This is a genomic window from Hymenobacter fodinae (genome assembly GCF_004745825.1).
In the GTDB taxonomy this organism is placed as follows: Bacteria; Bacteroidota; Bacteroidia; order Cytophagales; family Hymenobacteraceae; genus Hymenobacter; species Hymenobacter fodinae.
Window position 1 is genome coordinate 427,845 of record NZ_SRLA01000005.1, and the last position, 23,288, is coordinate 451,132.

General features: G+C 56.1%; 21 protein-coding genes. 15 read left to right on the forward strand and 6 right to left on the reverse strand.

The annotated features are described in order from the left end of the window. Positions 1–74 precede the first annotated feature (74 nt). A complete protein-coding gene (locus tag EU556_RS22170) occupies positions 75–3,410 on the forward strand; it encodes a UTP--glucose-1-phosphate uridylyltransferase (protein ID WP_135436365.1) in 3,336 nt (1,111 codons plus the stop codon). 246 nt (positions 3,411–3,656) lie between these two features. Here EU556_RS22170 and EU556_RS22175 read toward each other — a convergent pair whose 3' ends face one another. Further along, complete coding sequence (locus EU556_RS22175; RefSeq protein WP_135436367.1) at positions 3,657–4,052, reverse strand: cupin domain-containing protein; 396 nt, start codon at positions 4,050–4,052, stop codon at positions 3,657–3,659. 157 nt (positions 4,053–4,209) lie between these two features. Between EU556_RS22175 and EU556_RS26555 the strand changes: the two genes are divergently transcribed. The 3 genes from EU556_RS26555 to EU556_RS22185 are packed head-to-tail and all read left to right on the forward strand — an operon-like array spanning position 4,210 to position 5,954. Then, positions 4,210–4,413 carry a hypothetical protein gene (locus tag EU556_RS26555; protein ID WP_245327829.1) on the forward strand — a complete coding sequence of 68 codons (204 nt, stop codon included), beginning with the start codon at positions 4,210–4,212 and terminating at the stop codon, positions 4,411–4,413. 51 nt (positions 4,414–4,464) lie between these two features. Further along, the gene (locus tag EU556_RS26915; protein ID WP_449404975.1) at positions 4,465–5,343 is read left to right on the forward strand and encodes a hypothetical protein; all 879 of its coding nucleotides are present in this window, start codon (positions 4,465–4,467) and stop codon (positions 5,341–5,343) included. Beyond that, positions 5,244–5,954, forward strand: coding sequence for an SDR family NAD(P)-dependent oxidoreductase (locus tag EU556_RS22185; RefSeq protein ID WP_135436369.1), 711 nt, complete (start codon positions 5,244–5,246; stop codon positions 5,952–5,954). Before EU556_RS26915 ends, EU556_RS22185 begins: the two co-directional genes overlap by 100 nt. A 68-nt stretch (positions 5,955–6,022) precedes the next feature. Here EU556_RS22185 and mgrA read toward each other — a convergent pair whose 3' ends face one another. Then, complete coding sequence (mgrA, locus tag EU556_RS22190) at positions 6,023–7,015, reverse strand: L-glyceraldehyde 3-phosphate reductase (RefSeq protein ID WP_135436370.1); 993 nt, start codon at positions 7,013–7,015, stop codon at positions 6,023–6,025. A 148-nt stretch (positions 7,016–7,163) separates the two neighbouring features. On the opposite strand from mgrA, the gene EU556_RS22195 reads away from it, so the two are divergent. From EU556_RS22195 to EU556_RS22205, 3 genes are all read left to right on the forward strand, one after another. Continuing rightward, on the forward strand, positions 7,164–7,532 hold the full coding sequence (locus EU556_RS22195; RefSeq protein WP_135436372.1) for a VOC family protein: 369 nt from the start codon (positions 7,164–7,166) through the stop codon (positions 7,530–7,532). 1,624 nt (positions 7,533–9,156) lie between these two features. Continuing rightward, positions 9,157–9,663, forward strand: coding sequence for a hypothetical protein (locus EU556_RS22200; protein ID WP_135436374.1), 507 nt, complete (start codon positions 9,157–9,159; stop codon positions 9,661–9,663). 86 nt (positions 9,664–9,749) lie between these two features. Then, positions 9,750–11,732 (forward strand): AAA domain-containing protein, encoded by a 1,983-nt coding sequence (locus EU556_RS22205; RefSeq protein ID WP_135436376.1) that lies wholly within the window; start codon positions 9,750–9,752, stop codon positions 11,730–11,732. A gap of 90 nt (positions 11,733–11,822) precedes the next feature. Here the strand turns inward: EU556_RS22205 and EU556_RS22210 are convergent, their stop codons facing one another. Beyond that, a complete protein-coding gene (locus tag EU556_RS22210) occupies positions 11,823–12,374 on the reverse strand; it encodes a hypothetical protein (protein WP_135436377.1) in 552 nt (183 codons plus the stop codon). A 217-nt stretch (positions 12,375–12,591) separates the two neighbouring features. Here EU556_RS22210 and EU556_RS22215 point away from each other — a divergent pair, with 217 nt between their 5' ends. After that, a complete protein-coding gene (locus EU556_RS22215) occupies positions 12,592–13,521 on the forward strand; it encodes an isoaspartyl peptidase/L-asparaginase family protein (RefSeq protein WP_135436378.1) in 930 nt (309 codons plus the stop codon). 230 nt (positions 13,522–13,751) lie between these two features. Here EU556_RS22215 and EU556_RS22220 read toward each other — a convergent pair whose 3' ends face one another. Then, positions 13,752–14,891 carry an SMP-30/gluconolactonase/LRE family protein gene (locus EU556_RS22220; RefSeq protein WP_135436380.1) on the reverse strand — a complete coding sequence of 380 codons (1,140 nt, stop codon included), beginning with the start codon at positions 14,889–14,891 and terminating at the stop codon, positions 13,752–13,754. A gap of 92 nt (positions 14,892–14,983) precedes the next feature. Here EU556_RS22220 and EU556_RS22225 point away from each other — a divergent pair, with 92 nt between their 5' ends. Continuing rightward, positions 14,984–15,649 carry an FKBP-type peptidyl-prolyl cis-trans isomerase gene (locus tag EU556_RS22225; RefSeq protein ID WP_317128728.1) on the forward strand — a complete coding sequence of 222 codons (666 nt, stop codon included), beginning with the start codon at positions 14,984–14,986 and terminating at the stop codon, positions 15,647–15,649. An 83-nt stretch (positions 15,650–15,732) separates the two neighbouring features. Here EU556_RS22225 and EU556_RS22230 read toward each other — a convergent pair whose 3' ends face one another. After that, positions 15,733–16,107, reverse strand: coding sequence for a hypothetical protein (locus EU556_RS22230; protein ID WP_135436382.1), 375 nt, complete (start codon positions 16,105–16,107; stop codon positions 15,733–15,735). Between the two features lie 48 nt (positions 16,108–16,155). Next, positions 16,156–16,794 carry an acyl carrier protein phosphodiesterase gene (locus tag EU556_RS22235; RefSeq protein WP_135436383.1) on the reverse strand — a complete coding sequence of 213 codons (639 nt, stop codon included), beginning with the start codon at positions 16,792–16,794 and terminating at the stop codon, positions 16,156–16,158. 96 nt (positions 16,795–16,890) lie between these two features. Here EU556_RS22235 and EU556_RS22240 point away from each other — a divergent pair, with 96 nt between their 5' ends. The 6 genes from EU556_RS22240 to EU556_RS22265 all read left to right on the forward strand — a co-directional run bounded on the left by EU556_RS22240 (position 16,891) and on the right by EU556_RS22265 (position 23,204). Beyond that, entirely contained in the window at positions 16,891–17,400 is a 510-nt protein-coding gene (locus EU556_RS22240) for a pyridoxamine 5'-phosphate oxidase family protein (RefSeq protein ID WP_135436385.1), read from the forward strand. 169 nt (positions 17,401–17,569) lie between these two features. Then, the gene (locus EU556_RS22245; RefSeq protein WP_245327830.1) at positions 17,570–18,259 is read left to right on the forward strand and encodes a spheroidene monooxygenase; all 690 of its coding nucleotides are present in this window, start codon (positions 17,570–17,572) and stop codon (positions 18,257–18,259) included. Positions 18,260–18,529: 270 nt separating this feature from the next. Beyond that, complete coding sequence (locus EU556_RS22250) at positions 18,530–19,261, forward strand: hypothetical protein (RefSeq protein ID WP_135436387.1); 732 nt, start codon at positions 18,530–18,532, stop codon at positions 19,259–19,261. A 4-nt stretch (positions 19,262–19,265) separates the two neighbouring features. Beyond that, positions 19,266–20,255: a PspA/IM30 family protein gene (locus EU556_RS22255; RefSeq protein WP_135436388.1), complete on the forward strand. Its 990-nt coding sequence runs from the start codon at positions 19,266–19,268 to the stop codon at positions 20,253–20,255. A gap of 234 nt (positions 20,256–20,489) precedes the next feature. Continuing rightward, positions 20,490–22,268 (forward strand): OmpA family protein, encoded by a 1,779-nt coding sequence (locus tag EU556_RS22260; RefSeq protein WP_135436390.1) that lies wholly within the window; start codon positions 20,490–20,492, stop codon positions 22,266–22,268. A gap of 159 nt (positions 22,269–22,427) precedes the next feature. After that, the gene (locus tag EU556_RS22265) at positions 22,428–23,204 is read left to right on the forward strand and encodes an ABC transporter permease (protein ID WP_135436392.1); all 777 of its coding nucleotides are present in this window, start codon (positions 22,428–22,430) and stop codon (positions 23,202–23,204) included. The last annotated feature ends 84 nt before the right edge of the window (positions 23,205–23,288 follow it).

The following is a 23,288-nucleotide window of genomic DNA, read 5'->3' on the forward strand; positions in this document are numbered from 1 at the left end:
CGACATGACGACCTTTTTTAGTCGTTTTAGGCCACTCGCCCATAGGCCAACGCCCTATTAAATCACGCATCTGCATGAATGCATTCATAGATACCATTACCTCCACGGACCCTGCCGTGCGGAACCGGTCGTTCTACGACCTGAGCCGTGGGTTGTCGGCGCGGACGTTGCTGCAGCACCTGCGGGAGCTGGATGAGTTCCGGAAGGCCACGCCCAACCTCTACGACAAGGTGCGGGCCATTCTGTTTCTGTACGCCGGCTTCCGGTTTTTCCTGCAGGAGTCACCCGAAATTGCGCCCGTGGGTAATATCCCGTACGCGGGTTTTGAGGACCTGCTGGGCCGCCGGTTTGAGCACGCCATCAGCACCTTCTTAAAGGAGCTTGACGCGCACGGGCCCAACGCCACGCTGTTCAGCGCCCTGGCCGAAAGCTACCACCACCTCTCCTTCCAGATTCTGGCCGACCAGGTGCGCAAGAGCGTGCGCTCCAGCAAAGGCAACCAGTGGATGTTCCGCGTAGGCCATCAGGAAGAGCACCCCATCCGCATTCACCCCCAGCTCTTGCAGCGCCAGGAAGGCAGCCTGTTCTACCCCGTCCTACACGAGAGCACGTCCGTGCGCATGGACCTCACGCACAGCGGCTGGTCGGATATCTTCTTCCTGGGGATGGACTACCCCGAGGGCGCCCGCGTGGTGAACCTCTCCATCGACTTGGGCGTGTTTGGGCGCGACAAAGACATTCTGCCGCCCCTGCACGCCTACGTGCGCGTGATTCCGGACCCGGTGCTGCGCCTCACCAGCATCGACCTGAACACCACCAAGGACGTGCACGACCTGGCCGACCTGTTCAACTTCGGCAACGACTACCTGAGCCTGGTGAAGGCCGGCGTAATTGCCTCCGGCCTGATTCCGCCTTCCTTCGAAGGCACCAATCAGAGCCTGCCCGACATTCTGGCCCGCATTGTGGCGCCGGGCATGGGTATTGAGCTGGTAACCAAGGTAAACGACATTCCGAAAGGCTCGCGCTTTGCGGTGTCAACCAACCTGCTTGGCTCCATCATCAGCCTGCTGATGCGCGCCACCGGCCAGACTCAGCAGCTGACGGGTGGCCTACAGGAAAGTGAGCGGCGCCTGGTGGCCTCGCGCGCTATTCTGGGCGAGTGGATTGGCGGCTCGGGCGGTGGCTGGCAGGATTCGGGCGGCGTGTGGCCCGGCATCAAGGCCATTCAGGGCACGTTTGCCCAGCCCGGCGACCCCGAGTACGACATCAGCCGCGGCACCTTGCTGCCCCGCCACCGGGTGCTGGAGGGCGAGGAGGTGCACCCTGAAATGGAGGAGCGCATCATGAAGTCGTTAGTGCTCATGCACGGCGGCATGGCCTCCAACGTGGGCCCCATCCTGGAGATGGTGACCGAAAAGTACTTGCTTCGCGGCGAGCAGGAAACTGCCGCTCGCCAGCAAACCAACGAGGTATTCGACAACATCCTGGCCGCCATCCGGGAGGGCGATATCAAGAAGCTGGGCGCCAACACGGCCCGCAACTTCGAGGGGCCCATCAAAACCATTATTCCCTGGGCCACTACCTACTTCACCGAGCAGCTGATTGCCAAGGCGAAGAAGGAGTTCGGGGCCGATTATTACGGTTTCCTGATGCTGGGCGGCATGTCGGGCGGCGGCATGGGCATGTTCGTGAACCCCGACAAGTACGAGGACTACAAGCGGCGGGTGCTGGAGCTGCTCCGCCAGACCAAGCAGGAGCTGTCGGCCTCCCTGCCGTTTGCCATGGAGCCGGTGGTGTACAACTGGAGCATTAATAAGCGCGGTTCGTGGGGCAGTCTGCACCAGGGCGCCGAGGCGCTGATGCCGGAACAGTACTACGCCATCCACGTGTCGCAGCTGGTGAAACAGGAGCCCGAGTCAATTTCCTACATCCGGCGTGCCGAAATCGACTTCTTCACGACTCACTGCGAGCAAAACAACCTGGCTTACCCCCTGCTGCGCACCATCGTCAGCAACCTATTCAAGGTCTCCGACCCCACGGCCCAGGGTAACCGCAGCGTGGAAAACGAAAAGGCCGAGCGCATCAAGCAGGAAAACGGCTTCGACTACATTCAGCACGAAGACATTCGGGAGGAGCTGCAGAAAGGCCGCATCGGCCTCTCGCGCAACCGCCTTTCCGAAGACACCACCATCGAGGATGTGCAAACCGCCGACGTGGTGCCGTTTGAGACGCTAGGCCAGTATGAAGCCACCGGCGAAGAAGCTATTCGGGGCGGCAAGGTTGCCGTGCTGAGCCTTGCGGCCGGTGTGGGTAGCCGCTGGACTAAAGGCGCGGGCGTAATTAAGGCCCTGAACCCCTTCGTGGAGTTCAATGGCCGCCACCGCAGCTTCCTGGAGATTCACTTGGCCAAAACGCGCCGCGTAGCCCAGCACTACAGCTCTACTATTCCGCACGTGGTGGCCACCAGCTACCTCACCCACGAGCCTATCCGCAAACAGCTGGCCGCCACCGGCAACTTCGGGTACTCGGGGCCGGTGTACCTCTCAGAGGGCCGCAGCATTGGGCAGCGTTTCGTGCCTACTGAGCGCGATTTGCGCTTTATGTGGGAGGAAATGCCCCAGGAAACCCTCGACGAGAACAAGCAGAAAGTGCGCGACGCCGTGCGCGGCAGCATGATCAACTGGGCCAAAGGCAAGGGCGAAGGCACCGACTACGTTGACAACATTGCGGCCCAACGCTTCTCGCCCCTAGGCCACTGGTACGAGGTATCAAACCTACTGCGCAACGGCACGCTGGCCCAACTGCTGCGCGAGAACCCGCAGGTGGAAACCCTCATGCTCCACAACATCGACACACTGGGTGCTGATGTGCACGCGGCGGCCCTGGGCTACCACCTGGCCTCGCGCAACGTGCTCACCTTTGAGGTGATTCCGCGCCGCATCGAGGACCGCGGCGGCGGACTGGCCCGCGTGAACGGGCACGTGCGCCTGTTAGAAGGCCTGGCCCAACCCCACGAGGAAGATGAGCTGGCGCTGAGCTACTACAACTCCATGACCACCTGGATCCAAGTAGACCCGCTGCTGGCGCTGTTCGGCCTCACCCGCCAAGACCTGCAAACCGGCGACGAAGCCCAACTGGCCCGCGCCGTGCGCAGCGTGGCCCAGCGCATCCCCACCTATGTTACCATCAAAGATGTGAAGTACCGCTGGGGCCACGGGCAGGAGGATATTTACCCCGTGGCGCAGATCGAGAAGCTCTGGAGCGACATGTCGGCCCTGCCGGACGTGCAGTGCGGTTACGTGGTAGTGCCCCGCAGCCGCGGTCAGCAGATGAAGGACCCCGCCCAGCTAGATTCTTGGGTAACGGATGGCAGCAAAGCCCACGTGGAGTCGTTAGGCTCGTTTGAGTAAGTAGCAAATCGTCGTTCGGTGCTTTGCTCTGAATGACTGATAAATAAACAGCTAGGCCAGTTGAACACCAATGTTTGGTATTCAACTGGCCTAGCTGTTTCTAATGCTTACTTAAGTCGCTTCCCTCTCTTCGGTAAGTAGCCAAGAGTAGGCAAAGCTTAGGGCCTCGAGTAACTTATTTGTCAGATTACGCCTAAATGTAGAGGGCCTTATGGACAGGCCTAGCGGGCCCTAACGGTTAGTATATTAAAGGCTCCCGCCGTCTAATGGCCGTAGCTGATCTGCCAGGGAACGGGTTTTATCGGTCACCTCATTACCAGTGTGCAAGGTTGACTTTTTTTCTATTAGCATGATGTGGCATTCTTGCTCGGCCACCGGGTTATGACGGACGCCCTTCGGCACAACGTACAAGGCCCCTTCTGGCAACTCGACGGCCCCGTGTTCAAGTTCGATGCGCAAGTGGCCCTTCAGAACAAAAAAGACTTCATCTTCCTGGTCGTGACTGTGCCAGGCCAGTGAGCCCTGAATTTTGGCAACTTTCACATAGGAGTCTTCAAATTCAGCCACTACTCGTGGTGACCAGTACTCGGTCAGGGATGCCGCCGTTTGGTGCAAAGACGGAAGAAAGGACAATACGTGCATGATCAAGAATGAAGGTTCGTGCGAAAGCGAGGCAATTTAGCAGGTGATAGGGCTAGAGCGCATTCTGAGCGCAATTCCTACAAGCACAGGTATCAAGTAGAGCCAGCACCAACACAATAAGCTAAATGATGTTGTTTTGGGGCCAACCCGTAGTTGTATGAAGCCAACCTCCCTCGCCGCCTTTTACGCCGCCTGCGCCCCCACTCCGGAAACGGGAGCCAGCATTTTACCACCGCCGGACATGGCGCAGGGAGTCGGGCATTTCAACGTGTTTCCGCTGGCCGACCTGCGCCAGGCGCCGCCCATGCCCTTTACCCGACGGTCCTACCACAAAATTGTGCTCTGTCGCAGCCGCAGCTAGGTAGAATACGCCGACCGCGCCACGCACAGCGCCCGTAACACCTTGTTTCTCGTGACGCCGCGCGTGCCCTACCGGTGGCTGCCCACGGAAACGCCTGAGGGGTACTGCTGCCTTTTCGACGACGCCTTTCTGCTTCCCGCCCGCTCTGGTTTAACCGTAGCGGAACTCCCCATATTTCAGCCCGAGGCTTACCCGGTGTGGGAAGCCACCGAGGCCGAATGCTCAGCAGTGGAAGCTATTTTTCAGAAGATGCAGCACGAGCTTATCTCGGGCTACGCCTACAAGCACGACCTGTTACGCACCTACGTGTGGGAGCTGATTCATCTGGTGCAGAAACTGCAACCTGCCCCGGCCCGACTGGCCACGCACAGCGCCGCCGAACGGGTAGCCACTCAGTTCGCCGACCTGCTGGCCCAACAGTTTCCGCGCCAGAGTCCGCAGCCCCCGTTGCGCCTGCGCACCGCCGCCGACTACGCCGACCAACTGGCCGTGCACGTCAACCACCTCAACCGGGTGCTGAAGGAAACCACCGGCCACACCACTACCACTCTCATTAGCCAGCGCCTGCTGCAGGAGGCAAGCTGTTGCTGCGGCAAACGAGCTGGAGCATCTCGGAAGTTGCCGATAGCTTGGGCTTTGCCGATGTGGCGCATTTCTGCACATTTTTCAAGCGCTACACTGCCCAAACGCCGAGAGACTTCCGCAGCGCAGCCGTGTTTGAAATCTAAAGCAATTGGCTTGATTGGCGAAGTTTACCCTAGGCCTGTCGGCCGCACCTTTGCGAGGTATTCATTCACCTCTCTGGTGCGGAGCAAACACGAACAGGCAATATGGGAAACAAGAAAATTGCGCTGGTTTCCGGCGGCAATAAAGGTATCGGCTTGGCCATTGTACGCGGGCTACTACGGGCAGGCTGCCGGGTTTACCTAGGCGCCCGCGAGGTAGCAAAAGGTCAGCAAGCCGCCGCGGAGCTAGCGGCAGAAGGCGACGTACAGGTAATTGAGCTAGATCTGAACAGCCCAGAAACGCTGACGGCTGCCGCGGCCCACCTGCAGCGCGAGGTAGGCCACCTCGATATTCTGGTGAACAACGCAGGTATCAACGTACCGGGTGATGGCCACGCGAGCCTGGCAGATGTTCGGAGCGTAGCGCAAGTCATGCAGACCAATTTTGTGGGCACGCTGGCAGTTGCTCAAACCTTTTTGCCGCTGCTGCGGCAGGCCGCGGCGGGGCGCATTGTCAACGTATCCAGTCCGCTGGGCTCCCTCACCCTCAGCAGGCAAAACGACTGGGGCCTACTGGGGTATTCGGCCTCGAAAGCGGCCCTGAACATGCTCACCGTGCAACTGGCCTACGAACTACGCGACACGACCATCGCAGTAAACTCGGCCAACCCCGGCTACACGGCCACCGACCTAAACGGCTTTGCCGGCACCGACACCCCCGACCAAGGAGCCGCGGAGGCCATCCGGCTAGCCTTGCTACCCCCGGATGGTCCTACCGGCACAAGCTCTTCCGCCACGGCCGTATTGCCCTGGTAAACACTAAACCACCCCGCCACTAGCGCATTTGCTAGTGGTGGGGTGGTTTACTTCAGTGAAATCCCCTCTTATGAGCCTAGAATCTGCTCAATGCGACTCAGCTCCTCTTCGCTAAATTGAATGTTTTCCAAGCAGCGCAGCGAGTCCGTGAGTTGATCGGGCTTGCTGGCTCCGATAAGCACTGACGTTACCCGCTCATCGCGCAGAATCCAGGAAAGCGCCATTTGGGCGAGGCTCTGGCCACGCTCCTGAGCCAGCGTATTCAGCTGCTGAATCTGGCCTAGGCGCTCCGGAGTAAGCTGGTTTTCGGTGAGGAAGCCGACGCCTTTCGCCACCCGTGAGTCGTCAGGAATGCCGTGCAGGTATTTGTCAGTGAGCAGGCCCTGGGCCAGGGGCGAGAACGGAATGCAGCCTACGCCTTCCTGGCCTAGCAGGTCGAATAGGCCACCTTCTACCCAGCGCTCAAACATGGAGTATTTGGGCTGGTGAATCAGGCAAGGCGTGCCTAGCTCCTGCAGAATCTGCATGGCGCGGGCGGCTTCTTCGGGCTGGTAGTTGCTGATGCCAACGTACAGCGCTTTGCCCTGGCGCACGACGTGGTCGAGGGCGCCCATGGTTTCTTCCAGGGGTGTGTCCGGGTCGGGACGGTGCGAGTAGAAGATGTCCACGTAGTCCAGCTTCATGCGCTTGAGGCTCTGGTCGAGGCTGGAGAGGAGGTATTTGCGGGAGCCCCATTCGCCGTAGGGCCCCTCCCACATGTGGTAGCCGGCTTTGGTGGAGATAATCAGCTCGTCGCGGTAGCCGTAGAAATCTTCCTTCAGGATGCGGCCGAAGTTGGTTTCGGCAGAGCCGGGCGGCGGACCGTAGTTGTTGGCCAAATCGAAGTGCGTCACGCCGCTGTCGAAGGCCCGGTGCAAAATGGCGCGAAAGTTACTGAGCACATCCACGTCGCCAAAGTTGTGCCAGAGGCCTAGGGACACGGCTGGCAGCTTAAGGCCACTCCGGCCGCAGCGCCGGTAGAGCATGGAGGAATAGCGGGAGGGGTTTGGTTGGTAGGGCATCTAGAAAGTATGTAGTTGGATAGAGACAGCAAGTACGCAGGAACCAGTGCAATGCAAGCTCAACCGCAGCCAATTTTTCACACGTAGTGCTCTATCTTTCTCCGCCGAACATCTTTCAGGCAATCCGCTCTACTTCCTTCCGAACGTGATGACCCCTCAAATCCGCTCCCTCCGTCCTTTCATTGGCGCCAAAGATTTTGCCGTTTCGCGCAGCTTTTACCAAGCCTGGGGATTCGTTGAAACGGTGCTGTCGCCGGCCATGTCTCTCTTTTCCCGCGAGGGCGTAAGCTTTTACCTGCAGAATTATTACGTGCCCGAATGGGTAGACAACACCATGCTGTTTCTGGAAGTGGAAGACGTGGAGAAATACTGGGCTGAGCTTACGGCGCTGGATTTGCCCGGCCGCTACGCCGGGGTGCGGGTGTTGCCCATCCGGCACGAGGACTGGGGTAAAGAAGGCTTCGTGCACGACCCCGCCGGCGTGCTCTGGCACATTGGCGAGTTCAAAAGTGAATAGCCTTCATACGCCGCTCGTAGCTGAGTAGACTATCGCACATGAAGTTTCTCTTTGCCTTTGCTCTGGCATTGGCTCCTATTTTAGATTTTGGTCAACCGGCTATGCCTAGGCCAAAAGGGCCAATGGCACTACTATACAGCAGTGTTATTCACAGTTCATTAATTACAATTAGTCAACTTTGATTAAGAACATATCCTCTCAAACCTCCTCGACTTTCAGGTTCCTATATCAAGGCAAACCAAGTTACTACAATTGCTGCTCCAGTGTGGCCTTTAGGTCGCGCAAGCAGCCACGTACATTATGCGCCAGGATGTATTTCTCTAGAGCGGAAAACAGCTGCAAAGGCTGTCTCAGCGCAAAGGCATAGGTAAAAGCTGCCTTGGTAGTGCCAGCGCTTAGCTCTTCAAAACGCCAGGAGCCGGCAAACGTGGCGAACATTCCCGCCGGCTTGGTCAGCTTTATAGCTGCAACCGATGGTAGATTGAACGATGCTTACTCCGTTTCCATACATAAAAAGGCACCATGATTTTACTACCTAGATGAAACGTTTCGGTCTCCTACTACAAGATTTCAGCTGGATATTGCGGGATCTTTAGGACAAAATATTTTGAACCATGTTAATAATACATATGACACCAATGACACGTCGGACATAACATTTATTTTAATAATAACGAAGTATATATTTATATAAATGTTATATTACACAATAATAACACCACCATAATCATTCATCATACATACACTATATTTATTTAACAAATGTTAAACTATAAAAAACAAGACATGAATAGTAACCCAATATTCACAATAAATATAATATATTACTTGCTATTCTTTTTGTTATTTGGTTGCAAAAACAAAACTAGTGAATACAAATTAACTAATGGAAATTATAAATTTTGGGATGTATACAAATATCATAGAGGAAAAAAGTATTTGTATGGTTCATATGCGCTGCATAAAAAAGGAACATTACAATTGTACTTTTATAACAGGTATCATAAAAGATGCAAATGGCATACAGGTGATGCTGTTTATCCAAATACTTGGTTTCTCAAACATAATGATACTATTTACATACAAGGATTTTTCAAAAGAATAATACTACTATCTAGCGACAGTGTAATATTAAAGAACACAGTATCTGGTGATACTTTATTGTTTTTAAAATCTAAAAATCAAAGCTTAAACTACGATTGTAATACATAGTTATTCTTTATAATACAATTATTGCTAGTTATTATAGACACTGAAAAAAATTATAACAATGCACCTTATGCATTTAAACACATAGCAACTTTCTGCCTGCCTTCTAGTATGATATCTTCCCTCAGAAAAGAATCCCAGACCAGACGCTAGCTATAATTTTGAGTGTACTCAAATCCCTGCTATTGCGGACCAGCAATAAGAATGGAATCAACGAGCTTCAGCAGTTTCATATTCAGTATCGCGGCTATCAAGCTTCAATTTATATCGTTGAGAAAGGCAGAAATCGTAACAAGACTAGTAATAAAAAATATTGTTACTCGACCCTGTAGTACCACCTTTGGCCTTGACTAGGTTCTGGCAATATTATCTTGCTACCTATTTATGGCTTTATGCTAAAAAAATAGACTCTTAAATGGGCAAGCATATTCTTGAAATATTATCTTATATAAATCTCAATAAAGCTATTGCGTTGGCCCAGGCACACGTAGAGCATATAAACCAAAATTTGCAGGCCCCAGATGACTATAAGTATGTTTTGGGTGCGCCTGTTCAGTATGTGCACTGCTACTACTTTGATTACCAAGTACAGTACAAATTTGAATTGTCTCAGGATCAATGGTCCATGTTCACAGGAGCACCAGGCTTTGTGGTCAATCGAAAAAATGGGTTGCTTAAGACTATTTCTTGGAGCGAGTTGCCCCAACTTCCAGAGCAGTCGGCTCTTTGGCAGCGAAATCAAGCTTTAGCTGTTCAGCTAGCTCGCAATCCTATTACTCTTGCAACCCTGCGGCGTTATTTGCCTCTGCCTTTGCCTGAATTAGTCGCGTTTTATATACAACTCCGCCGAGTCGATATTCCAGCGCATCAAAAAGCAGCCATTATACTTGCTCAACTAATGCGTGGGACGGGTATTGAGTAATCTCCATTCTCAAAAATCTCCCCGACCTTCGGCCACTCTTTTGCCTGTTTCGTTGTTATCAACGAATCTACAAATACTCCCTTCTTTTGTCTGAACAACCTACGTATACCGACCCTTACGCGCTAGAGAAAGAGCTGCGCAAGGTGGAGGCCCTCATGAAGCTCGAGCAGCAGGAGGACCTGGAACAATTTAAAATCAAGAGTGCCAAGGCCTCCATTGCGGAGCGCCAGCAGCGCGGCCTGACGTGGTATCCCGTCAAAATAACCAAGGAAGATATCGGCTTTGGAGGAAAGCTCGTGCTGGAACTGGAGCGCCCCGCCAGCCAGGGTGGCCTACACCTGTTTCAGGTAGGCAAAAACGCCGCGCTGTTCGGCAATATTCCCGGCCGCTCGGGTTCCGACAGGCCTACGCTTAACGGCGTAATTACCAGTGTAAAGCGCAACAAAATTACGCTGGCCACCACCAAGGAAGACCTCCCCGACTGGGTGGATGAGGGCAAGTTGGGCGTGGACCTGACCTTTGACGAGGTGAGTTACCGCGAGATGGAGTATGCTCTGGGCAAAGTAATGGGCGCCTATGACGGGCGCCTGGCGGAGCTACGCGACGTGCTGCTGGGTGCCAAACCCGCCCGCTACAAGCCCGAGAGTGAAGTGCAGCTCTATTACCCCTCCCCGCTCAACGACTCCCAGTTGGCGGCGGTGCGCCACGTGCTGGCCGCCCAAGATGTAGCCATCATCCACGGCCCACCCGGCACCGGCAAAACGACCACGCTGGTGCAGGCCATTCTGGAAACCATTCGGCGGGAGCGGCGGGTGCTGGTGTGCGCCCCCAGCAACACAGCCGTGGACTTGCTCACGGAAAAGCTCGCTGAGCGCAACGTCAACGTGATTCGGATGGGTAACCCTTCGCGGGTGTCGGATCTGCTGCTCCAGCACACGCTGGATGCCCAGATTATGAACCACAAGAGCTACGCCGAGCTGAAAAGCATGCGCCAAACCGCCGAGCAATACCGCGAGGAGGCCGGCAAATTCAAGCGCCACTTTGGCTGGGAGGAGCGTGAGCAGCGCCGCCACCTAAAAGAGCAGGCGCACATGCTGCTGCAGGAGTCGGACCAACTGGAGCGCTACATCACGGAGGATCTGCTGGAGCAGGTGCAGGTGATTACGTGCACACTGGTGGGCGCTTCTAACCGTGCCATCCGCCACCTGACTTACGAAACCGTGTTCATTGATGAAGCTGCCCAGGCCCTGGAGCCCGGCTGCTGGATTCCGATTACCAAAGCCAACCGCGTGGTGCTGGCCGGCGACCATCAGCAGCTACCCCCCACCGTGAAGAGCGAGAAAGCAGCGCAGGGTGGCCTACGCGAAACGCTGTTTGAGAAGTGCATCCGGCGGCAGCCCAACACGGCCCGCATGCTGGAGGTGCAGTACCGCATGCACGAGCAGATCATGGAGTTCAGCTCGGAGCAGTTTTACGAAGGCCGTCTGAAAGCCGCGCCCAGCGTGGCCCACGCCGACTTGCCCGACTACGACCTGCGCTTCGCCCCCGACATGGCCGTGGAATTCCTGGATACGGCCGGTTTCGGCTTCCAGGAGATGACCATTGAGGAAAGCCGCTCCACTGCTAATCCTGAAGAAGCCGACCTGCTGCTCAAGCGTCTCGCCCAGCTGCTAGAACCCTACGACCAGGCCGACCACGAAGCCGACCTGCTCACCATCGGCGTCATTGCCCCCTATCGCGCCCAAATTAATTACCTGAAGGATGCGGTGGAGGAAAACGACGAGCTGGTAGGCCTCATGGAGCACCGCATGCTCAGCATCGGCACCGTCGACTCGTTCCAGGGGCAGGAGCGCGACATCATTGCCATCAGCCTCACCCGCAGCAACCAGCACGGTGATATCGGCTTCCTCGCCGACATCCGCCGCATGAACGTTGGCATGACCCGGGCCCGCCGCAAGCTGCTGTTGGTAGGCGACTCTAGCACTCTAGGCTCCCACCCCTTTTACAAAGCCTTCTTGGACTACGTGGAAAGCATCGGCGCCTACCGCACCGCGTGGGAATTGCAATAATGGCTTAGCCACCTAGGCCTAATAGTAGACACCGCCAGTATCTACATGCTTCACTAAAGTTTGCATGTAGATACTGGCGGTGTCGTTTTGTCAATCAGCGAGGCTTATTGGTTGTAGCCCTGCGGTAGTTGTTTCAGTAGAAATCCAGCCATTGATTTGGTATAGACCACTACCGTAACGCATGTTTTGTGGCAGCTCCGAAATTGTTTGGTAGGCCACAGTGAAGTAGTATCGTTGGTCCGTTGCGTCGTAGTGCCCAACACCATCGCCGATTTGGTTGACCTTGTACTTGCGGCTATTGCCAGCATATAACAATTGCAGCTTTTTGATAGTGAGTCGTTGATGATCTAGTTGCACTTGCAAGCGCAAAGTCCCTAGTGAATCCTGGTTGCAACGTATCGTGGCTGTATAAGCTGAGTTTGTCGCCACCACATCCGACAGCTGCACTTCCTGATAAGCAACTGTTGGATCTGGTCCTAACATTTTAGCCTGATCAGAGTCAGCTGATATAAGCTGCCATTGTACGGCATCTTGAGTACCAACTAACTCCTTGCCGGCAGACAAACTTGCAGAAGGATGCGCACTACAACCAAGCAATGCAATTGACCCGGTTACTAGTAAAGAGGTGATAAGTTCACGCATAATACTCTCGCTTTAAACCATAAATATAGGATTACCCTGACGTTCTAGAGCCTTTCTTTTTCGCATCTCCTTTCATACCAAGGCTTGTCTCGCATTCACGGCGCCGCTACCCTCCGTATTTATTCGAGGCCGCGTAAAAACACTGAAAAGCCCGATTCTGAGGAACGGGGACGGTTTTGTTGCGTACCTGCTAGCATCACTAGCTAGCCTTCTACCCATGCCAACCTATTCCATTGTACTTCACGGCGGGGCCGTCACCATGGACCCCAGCAAAATGACTCCTGATCTGGAAGCTTCCATTCGTGAAGGCCTCCAGCAAGCCCTGCAAGCCGGCTGGGAAGTGCTGCACGGTGGCGGCAGTGCCCTTGATGCGGTAGAAGCCGCCGTGCGTAGCCTCGAGAATAACGAGCACTTTAATGCTGGCCGCGGCAGCAGCCTCAATAAGCAGGGCGAGGTTGAAATGGACGCATCTATTATGGATGGCCGCACTCTCCGGGCAGGTGCCGTGAACAGCGTGCGGTACGTCAAAAACCCCATTACGCTGGCCCGGACCGTGATGGAAAAGTGCAAGCACGTCTTTCTTGCTTCAGAAGGAGCCGTAGAGTATGCGCTGCAGCATGGCCTAGAAATGGAAGCCGTTCACTACTTCGAGACGGAAAAGGCCCGGCAGGAGTGGCTGGAAATCATTCAGCAGGAAGAGAAAGAGCCCCAAGAGCACGACACCGTTGGAGCCGTAGCTCTCGATCAGGACGGCAATCTGGCCGTGGCAACCAGCACAGGCGGCATTGAAGGCCAGTTGAAAGGGCGCGTCGGCGACAGTCCCATTGTGGGTGGCGGCTCCTACGCGGCCAACGAGGCATGCGCCGTTTCCTGCACTGGCGACGGCGAAGTAATTATGCGCGGTGCGCTGGCCCACGAAGTCTATGCCCTGGTGAAATACAAAGGCCTCACCGCCTCAGAAGCCTGCCGTGAAGCCGTCAAGCTCCGCGACGAAGACCTCAAGGGCGACAAAGGCTTCATAGCCATCGACAAAGACGGCAACGTGGCCATCGAGACGAACACCAACATCATGCGCTGCGCCTACCGCATCGGAGAAGCGGAACCATTCGTGGCCGTGTGGCGCGAAGAGCTGGATAAACAGGCCTAGAACGATAAAGAAGACCATCATGTCAAGTTGGCCGAGACATCTCGCGTGCTGACGGTGCAGTAGTAATCAACTACTCTAGAACATCACCAAAGCACATCATCCTAAGTGCCACGAAGGACCTACCCACGGTAGCACGAGGCGCTAGGCCAGTCGTTCTTGCGTGAGTAGATCCTTCGCTGCGCTCAGGATGACGTGCGGGCGTTTGGTTATGCAGGACTGACTCGCTAGGCCTATTGCAGATCAATCACCGACATGGTGTGCGGCGCGTCGGACTTCTTGTTGACGAAGTTCTTCTCCGGCTTATCGAAATCGGAGATGTAGAGGCGGTTGCCTTTGAGCAGCACTTCGGCGGGCTGATCTAGTAGGCCACCGGCGCCGTCGGTGTCGCCATTCTGGGCTAGGGTGGTCACGGAGTTGTCTTGAAGGTTGATAACCTCAATGGCGTTTTCGCGGGAGTTGCACACGTACGCCTTATCGGTTTTGCGGTCGATGATCAGGCCGTCGATGCAGGGGATTTGCTTGCCGGTAAGCGTGAGAGTTTCTTGCTTGTCCAGGCTGCCATCGGGCTTCAGGGTTACGCGGTAGAACTTACCGTCGCCGAAGGAGCCGGTGTAGAGGCGTCCCTGGCTGTCGTAATCTAGGCCATCGGCGCCGTTGTCCACGCCGGTTTCGTTTACGGTGGTCGTGAACATAGCCAGCACGTGCGGGTCCTTGGTTTTTGGCTTCAGATGGATGGGGCCCTTACTGAGCTCCGCCAGCGTGAAGTGCAGGATGGCGCTGCCCTTATCGTTGTCGGGCATGTCCCACTGGCTGTCGGTTACGTAGAGGGTGTTGCCTTTCCAGAGCACCGCATTAGCCAGCGCGAAATTATCGGCCACGGTTTCCACGGCGCCGGGCTTACCGTTCTGTACCCGTACGCGCATCAGCCGAGATTTAAAATCCTTGCTGTTTTCGTACTGATTTTCGGCGTAGTAGAGGTTGCCGTCGGGCCCGAAGGCCAGATCCATGGGTGCAGCCTTTTTGGTGGTGGGCTCCAAGGGCAGGTTGGTGAGGTAAGGCTTAAGGCTGGTATCGGTCATCTCCATGAGCACCGCCGGATAGGAGTTGTTAGCCAGGTTGGGCACCGATAGAATAAGGCTACCGTTGGGCGCCAGCGCCAGGCCATCGGGGGTATTGTGGGCCTCATCGAGGGTGTGCAGAAGCTTGGGGCTGCCGATGTTGGCCACGGTATCGGAAGTGGCGGGCGCGGTGGCGGTAGAGTCGCCGCTGGGCTGGGTGGCGGGGGTGCTGTTCTCGGTGTTGGTGGAGTTGGACTGGCACCCGGCCAGCAGCGCGCCCCCTACCAAGAGGGCCGGAAGGATAGTTTTCATGGGAAAATGAGGGAAGGGCCAAACAGGCCGTATGTGTTAAGCTCAGAGGTATATGCTGGAGCTTAACGGCCAGCGGATAACCCTGTTAGCCAATGCCAAAATTTTACATAGCCACAACTCCCCCGGCCGGGTTGCAGTATGACAGGTTGTTCGGGGGCTCGTTTTTAGCGGCCATTTCCGTAACTAGCCAGCCGAACCTATTTCTCACCCATCCTCCGGACGCCCGCGTCCCCTCCAGCATTATGGCCCAGATCAGCCCCAACAAAGTCGTCACCATCACCTACGACCTAAGTGTGACCGACGAAAACCAAGAGAAAGTTCTCGTAGAATCGGCCGAAGAAGATGCGCCGATGGTCTTCCTGTTCGGCCAGAGTGGCCTACCCGAAGAATTTGAAAACCAACTCAACGGCAAGCAGGCCGGTGACACGTTCAACTTCTCCCTCACCCCCGAGCAGGCCTACGGCGACTACGACCAGCAAGCCGTGGTAGACATTCCGAAGAACGTATTCGAAATCGACGGCAAAATCGACGACGAGATGGTGCAAGTGGGCAACTTCCTGCCCATGGCCGACAACCAGGGGCACCACATGCAAGGCAAAATCGTTGACATCGGCGCCGACACCGTGAAAATGGACTTCAACCACCCCCTCGCCGGCATGGTTATGCACTTCGACGGCAAAGTAGCCGACGTTCGCGAAGCCACCCGCGAAGAGCTAGACCACGGCCACGTACATGGCGAAGGCGGCCATCATCACTAGGCCTCTTGCGCTTTAATTGACTAAGAAAAACGGGGCCACTTGGCCCCGTTTTTTGTTTATGTCTCAACTGCAACAAGCCTTCATTAATCGCAGGAAACTACTCCACTAGCAAAATCTATTTCCGATACAGTTACATCTTTGGTACTATAAATCACGTCTATACAATCACCTACAACAGGTGACAATCCATATTGCGATTTTTGTCCCCTTTCAATAACTCGCCCATTAATTACAAACTGATAAGTTATATAGGGATATAAAGACAAGTTTTTACCAGTAGAATTTCTTAGCTGAATAACTTTTGCTTTTATATGTGCTTGATTTTGCATCATAATTCTTTGATAAACAAAGCTTTTAGCACCCCATACAACAAGTGACATTAGAGCTACAGTAACTATAAAATCATATAGACTAACCTTTACGCCTAAAATATTAATCAAATGCTCCTTCTTCCCCATGCTTTACTTTAATTCATTTTCCTCATAATTCTCTACAATATGTAGAGGTCACAACGTTAAAATATTATTATCTGCTAAATACCCATCTGCCTCCACCGCCGTCCGCAGCTCCGGCCAGAATTCCGCGAAATCTGCTTCATACGCCGGTAGCTCCTTCAAAAACGCCGCTGCTCCTGTGGCCAGCACTGCCGCGGCGGGCACACGGCGCGATAGGCCTAGCAGGGCTTGCTCTAGGCCAGTTGGGTGGGCATAGCCGGTGAGCCAGTCGTCCTGGCGCATGTAGTGAAACATCTGTTGCAGGCGCTCTGGCAGCTCATGGCGGCGGGCTTGGAGCAGGGCGTACATGCGTTGGGCGAAGGCGGGCAGCGGCTCGGTGGGGTTGGTGTGATACTGGGGGAAGTCGCGGGCCAGCAGGTGGTCGTAGGCCACATCGGATACTACCCCGGCCCATTTGCCGAGACCGGCTTCGCGCAGGCGGGCTGTTGTGCGGCGCACGGCCGGGTGGGCGTCGGTAAAGGTATCGATGAGGCGGTGGAGCCGGATGCCGCGCTGCACGGCGGGCGGGTAGGCCAGTAGTCCGGCCCGGCCGCGCACGGCTTCGGCGGCGAAGTTGCCCACTACGATGTCCTCGTAGTCGGGGGTGGTGGCGGGTGAGCCGGAGAGCAGCAGGTGAGCTAGAAAATTCATGGGCAGCGGAAGGTCGGCAAAAATACGCTAGCTGAACCTTCAGGCGCCCCGGCCGTATTTCCTACCTCCATCCTATACCACCAAAACCCGAAGACAATGGCTGAGCAAGTTGCCCAAAGTCACGACGTGACCAAGCTAATCGATAGAATTAAAGACATCAAGATTGCCATGCTGACCACCGCCGACGCGGAAGGTGGCCTCCACAGCCGGCCCATGTATACCCACAAGCCCGAGAATGACGGCATTCTGTGGTTTTTCACCGAGAAAGATTCGGCCAAGATCTACGAAGTGCGCAAAGATCAGCACGTAAACCTGGGCTACTCCAAACCCGACGATAACCTGTACGTGTCGATTTCGGGCACTGCTTCTATCCTGACCGATCAGGCCAAAATCAAGGAGTTGTGGAGCGAAGGCCTGCGCGCCTGGTTCCCAAAGGGCCCCGAAGACCCCAATATTGCTCTGCTGAAAATCAACATCGACCGCGGCGAGTACTGGGACCAGCCCAGCAGCGTGCTGGTGCGCGCCTTTGGCTACGTGAAAGCCGTGGCTACCGGCGAGCGGTACCAGCCTACCGGCGACGAGCACGCCCAGGTGAACCCCAAGTAGCCCTTAGGCCACTACATAAAGTTTTGAGAAGGGCCGGAAGCAGTTCCGGCCCTTTTTTGTTGTTTCGGGCAAGGGATGGTTCTTGCTTTCTTCTGGTGCTGGTTCCCGCAGAGGTGCGCGGAGGTTTGCGCAGAGGGTGCGGACTTCTTCTTTACTAATTCATAATCACTTGCTTACTACTCTTTCTATACTTACACTGAAGCCGGGCAATGTGCGGTGGGGCCTGGCCCAGATGGGCACGGCCCAACGGCCCCTGCAACGGGTACCTGGCCTACGGTTTCAAAAGCTGCTGGGCAGCGGTGCCGGCGGCTTCGGTTTTATGCCTAACGTGCACCGCTACGGGTTTATGGCAGTGTGGGACTCCCCCGCCGCCGCCGAGGCGTTCTTCACCACGCATCCGTTGTGGCGGGAGTATCAGCAGCGCACCCAAGAAATCTGGACGGCGGAACTCGCCCCTATTAAGTCGCACGGGCTGTGGGATGGCGTAAACCCATTTGACTACGAGACAGAAGGCGCAGCTTTAGACGAACCTATTGCCGTGCTGACTCGCGCCTCCATCCGGTGGCGGAAAACGCCCCGCTTCTGGCGTTACGTAGCTCCGACTAGCGCCACCGTGGCCCACGCGCCTGGTGTGCGGGCCGCCATAGGGCTAGGCGAGCTACCGGTGGTGCGGCAGGCTACCGTGAGCCTCTGGGAATCGGCGCAGGCCATGCAGGACTACGCCTACCGTAGCGAGAAGCACAAGGAAGTCATCAAGCTCACCCGCCAGGAGAAGTGGTACGGCGAGGAGCTGTTTGCCCGGTTCCGGGTGATTCGGGCGCAGGGCACCTGGGATGGTCGCAACTTACTGACGTCCTAACGCACCCGGTTGGCTGCTCTACTGCAGAAGCGGGGAGTGTTATACTGCCTCCTCCTTTCAACCTATCGTTTCGGAAATTATACCCTATCATTTTGGAATGGTTGCTACCCCATCGGAAATAGTATCCGATGGGGTATTTTATTTTTATCAATTGATTATCAAATGTTTACCAGATAACTATTGTCGCCTTTCTGAAGTAGGCACCCGTCTTGGAATCTGGTCTACATCGCCATTCACCTACCGGCGCAGACCAACCACCACTTCAACCCCATGGCTATTCTCGACAACCTCGCCAAAGCGGCCAAAGACTTCTTTGTGGAGCCCGACGAGGCTGCTCCCACCAACCCCACCACTTATAGGCCACTACCCGCTAGTCCGCCGGCTTATCAACCCACCGCGCCAGCCTTCGGAGGCTCCCAGTCGGTACCACCAGTTCCACCCCTGCTAACCCAGCCCGAGCAGCGCCACCTCGACCACATTCAGCAACTGCTGACGGGCAACGGAAAGGACTTCGTGGCCTATACCAAAATGGTGAAGAGCATGGCGGCCAGCGGTCTTAGCGGACCGGTACTGTATCAAACGGCTTTCAACGCCTTTGCCGCCGTGACTGGCCTAGACCTGCCTGCCCTGCTAAACTCGGCCGATCAGTTTGAGCAAACTCTCTCCGCCGATCACCAGAAGATTCTGGCCCGCCACCGCGAAAAAATCGGGGAAACGCCCACGGGCAAAGAGCCGGCTAGCCCCCTAGTCAAGCTGCAGCAACAGGAGCAACAACTCCAGAACACGCTGGCCGAGCTCACCCGGCAATTGGATGAGAAGCACCAGGAGCTGCAAACCACTCAGCAGCAACTCCAGGCCGAGCGGCAAAAGGCGCAAACGGCGCTGGCATCCTACGAGCTGGCCAACACCTCGGCGGCCGCGGAACTGCAGGCCCACCGTCAAGCCACTCAATCTTTCCTGCTAGGCCAGTCTGGCCCTTCTACCACCACTCCAACCCGTTAATGCTATGAACACGCTTCTTCCCTTCGAACCAACTTCTGGCCTGCCCAAGTGGCAAAAGCCCGAAAAAGTAGCCGGCTGGATTTTCCTCGGTGGCCTAGTGGCCGCCGGCGTTTACAGCTGGGGTGTGATAGTGCCCTACCTCGTTGATATCGTGTTTGATACCGTGAAGCTGGGCATTGGCCTGGGCTGCGTGTTTGCCCTGTTTCTGCTGCTCACCAATAAGCGCCTGCAGGCGGGCCTGTGGTATGCCGGGCAGCGAATATTCCGCACGGCCGCCGGCATCTTCGTCAACACCGACCCCATCGGGATTATGCAGGACTACATCCGCAACACCGAGCAGGAGGCCAAGAAGATGGAAACTGAGGTAGGCCACATTGAGGGCGCCCACGAGCTGGTAAAACGCAAGCTGACGGCCAACCAAAACCAGATGCACGAGTACCTCGCGCTGGCCGACTCCGCCACCCGCCAGGGCGAAAAGGATGCCGCCGAAAGCTATGCCTCCCGCGCCGCCCAGCTTCAGGAGTACAACCAGCGCCTCACGCCCATGCTCACCACCACGGCCAACGTGAGCCTGGTAATGCGCCAGATCCTGAAGGCCGCGCTGCGCCAGATTGACGGCAGCAAGTTCAAGGTAAATCTGCTCAAGGATGAGTACGAGCTCGTGAAGCGCACCAGCTCCGGCATGCGCGCCGCCATGAACATCCTGCGCGGCGACCCCGACAAGAAGTACTTCTTCGACCTGGCCACCGACCGCGTAGCCCAGGATATGGCTCAGCAGCTCGGTCAGATCAAGCAGGCCATGCGCTACAGCCAGGAGTTCGTGAAGGAAATGGACATTCAGAACGGCGTGATGAGCGAGAAAGGCCAGCGCCTACTCGAGAAATACCAGAAAGGCGAGTTCAACGCCATCCTCGACTCCAAGTCAGCCCCCACGAAAACCGTCGCCCAAACCCGCACCGCCACCAACGACGCCTACAGCAACCTGCTGGATTAGAGCTAGCAGTCTGGAGCTAGGGCTATAACCTATCTCCCCTCCTCAGATGAGGAGGGGTTGGGGGTGGTTGACCCACGCGTTTGAACGACCCACTAAGTCTAGCTTTAATGACCGCTCTAGGCCACTTCAACCACCCCTAACCCCTCCTCATCTGAGGAGGGGAGCTAGACCTAGCCTTCTTAAAGGCCGCATACACCTCTTCTCTTTTCAACTCTCTTTCCCTCAATTATAATCATGACAACTCGCGGTAAAATTGTACTAGGCGCCCTCATTATAGCGGTGCTCTACTTCGGCATTAACAAGGTGGTGTCGAGTGGATTGGTCTTTAAAAAAGCGGCTACTGAGTCGGTGCTGCTGAACTCCATTGAGCTGCCTGCGGCTACGGCCGGGGCCCGTTCTACCACGGTGGTGCCGCTGGCCCCACTGCCCGGCACGGTGGCGACTGGTAAAGGTCTGCCCATCGTGTGGGAAGTAATGGCCTGGAACAGCCAAATGGCCGGAATGCTAGCCAACGGTGGCCCCCGCACTACCCAAGGCTCCAGCATGGCCGCCAACGGCCTCGACATGCAGATTGTGCGCCAAGACGACGTGGCCAAGATGCAGGCTGACCTGGTGAAAAACGCCCTCGATCTGCAGAACAACCCTACCACGCCGGGCCTGGTGGTGAGCATTATGGGCGACGGTCTGCCGGCCTTCTCGGCGGTGCAGGCCCAACTGGAAAAGGCTGGCACTGGCCTACAGATCATCCCCTACAGCGTGGGCAAGTCATACGGCGAAGACAAGCTGATGGGCCCCAAGGAATGGCTCGATAAGCCGAAAGCCGCCCTCGGCAAAACCATTGCCTGCTACCTGCGCGACGGCGACCAGAACATTGCCTTGAAATGGTGCGCCGACAACGGCCTGAAAGTAAACCCCGATGAAACCACCTATGACCCCGAGGCCGTGAACTTCATGGCCGCCAACGACTTCTTGGCCGCCGCCGAAAAGTACATCATCGGCAAGCCCGAAGCCCGCACCAAAGTGGTAAACGGCAAAAACACCGGTGTGAAAGTAGACGTGGTGGCCGATGCCGTAGCCACCTGGACTCCCGGCGACGTGAACATTGCCAAGCAGAAAGGTGGCCTAGTGAACATCGTTTCTACCAAAGACTACTCGAACCAGATGCCCAACATCATGGTGACCACTAAGCGCTGGTACCAAGCTCACACCAAAGAGGTTGAAGCCCTAATTACGGCCCTGGCCGTAGCCGGCGACCAGGTGAAAGCTCACCCCGAAGCCCTGGAGCGCGCCGCCGACATCTCGGCAGAGGTGTACGGCGACCGGGACAAAAACGGCGCTTACTGGCTGCGCTACTACAAAGGCGTGAGCGAAGCCGACCGCAACGGCGAGGTGGTGGAGCTAGGTGGCAGCAAGGCCTTCAACTTCTCCGATAACCTGGCCCTGTTTGGCCTAAACGAAGGCGGCACCAACATTTACGCCTCGGTGTACAAAACCTTCGGTGATGTGCAAAGCAAGCTCTACCCCAAAGAGTTGCCGACGTATGAGCCCCTCGACAACATGCTGGACCTGACGGTGCTCCGCAAGCTACAGCGCCAGTATCAGGGCAAAACCCTGGCTCCGGCCGAAACCCAGCAGTTTGCCGCCGATGATGAAATCCGCCAGAGCGTAAGCCGCCGCGCCTGGAACATCGAGTTCAACACCGGCCAGAGCTCCTTCACCCCCGCCGCCGAGCGTCAGCTATCCAAGCTCTTTGACGACCTAGTGGTAGCTGGCCGCCTGAAAGTGGCAGTGCACGGCCACACCGATAACACCGGCGACCCGCAGCGCAACCAAGAGCTTTCCGAAGCCCGCGCCCTGGCCGTGGAGCACTGGCTGGAGCAAAAAAGCGCCAGCGCCTTCCCCGTGGGCCGCATCCAGGTTTATGCCCACGGCGCCACCGAGCCAGTAGCCCCCAACGACACGCCCCTTGGCAAAGCCCAAAACCGCCGCGTGGAGATTGTGCTGGGCAAATAACGCCTGATTCCGCTACACACTCAGATATCGTCTTCTATGTGCCCTATCCTATCAGCTAATTCTTAGTGTAATATTCCGCTTAGCCACCGAGAAGCCCCACACTTCGTGGGGCTTCTTTCGCCGGTGCGGTTCCTCTTCCCCTTCCAACCTTCCCTCACCATGAAAGAGCTTTTCTCACCGAATGCCCGGCCGCGCCGCGTGGTATTCACCACAATGGTAGCCGCGCAACTCATGCTCTTGATACTACTGTGGGCCTTTTACCCCATGCAGATGCTGCCTTCGCTGGGGGCGGTGCTGCGGGCGTTAAGTGAGCTGACCACTAGCCAGGGCCTGATTCCGGAACTGTGGGCCAGCATGACGACGGCCCTGCAGTCGTTGGCCGTGGCTACTGGCCTAGCGCTGCTAATATCATACCTCACGGCGCTGCCTTTCTTCCGGCCCATTGCCTACGCAGCCTCCAAGATGCGCTACCTCACCCTCACGGGCCTCACGTTTTTCATGGCCATCCTGCTCAGCTCAGGCCATGAGGTGAAGCTCACGGTTCTGATTTTCGCGACTACTGTGTATCTCGTGACCGGCATGACCAGCGTAATCCTGACCACTACGCAAGAGGAAATGGACCACGCCCGCACCCTGGGCATGAGCGAATGGCGCAGCTTCTGGGAAGTAGTGGTGCTGGGCAAGCTCGACGACATGCTGGAAGTGGTGCGTCAGAACTTCGCCATCATCTGGACGATGATTACCTTGGTGGAAACTCTCTACCAATCGGAAGGCGGCATTGGCCTGCTACTATACAAGCAAAACCGCTACCTCCACCTCGATGGCGTAGTAGCCATTCAACTGGTCATTCTCGCCACCGGCGCCCTCCAAGATTACCTCTTCGGCCTGCTCCGCCGCGTGTTCTTCCCCTACTCCGAACTAACCACGGCACGGTAAAAACTTATACCGCTCAAATCAGCCCGTCATACCGAGCGCAGTCGAGACATCTCGCGTGCTGACGTTGCTGCCACACTACCTGTC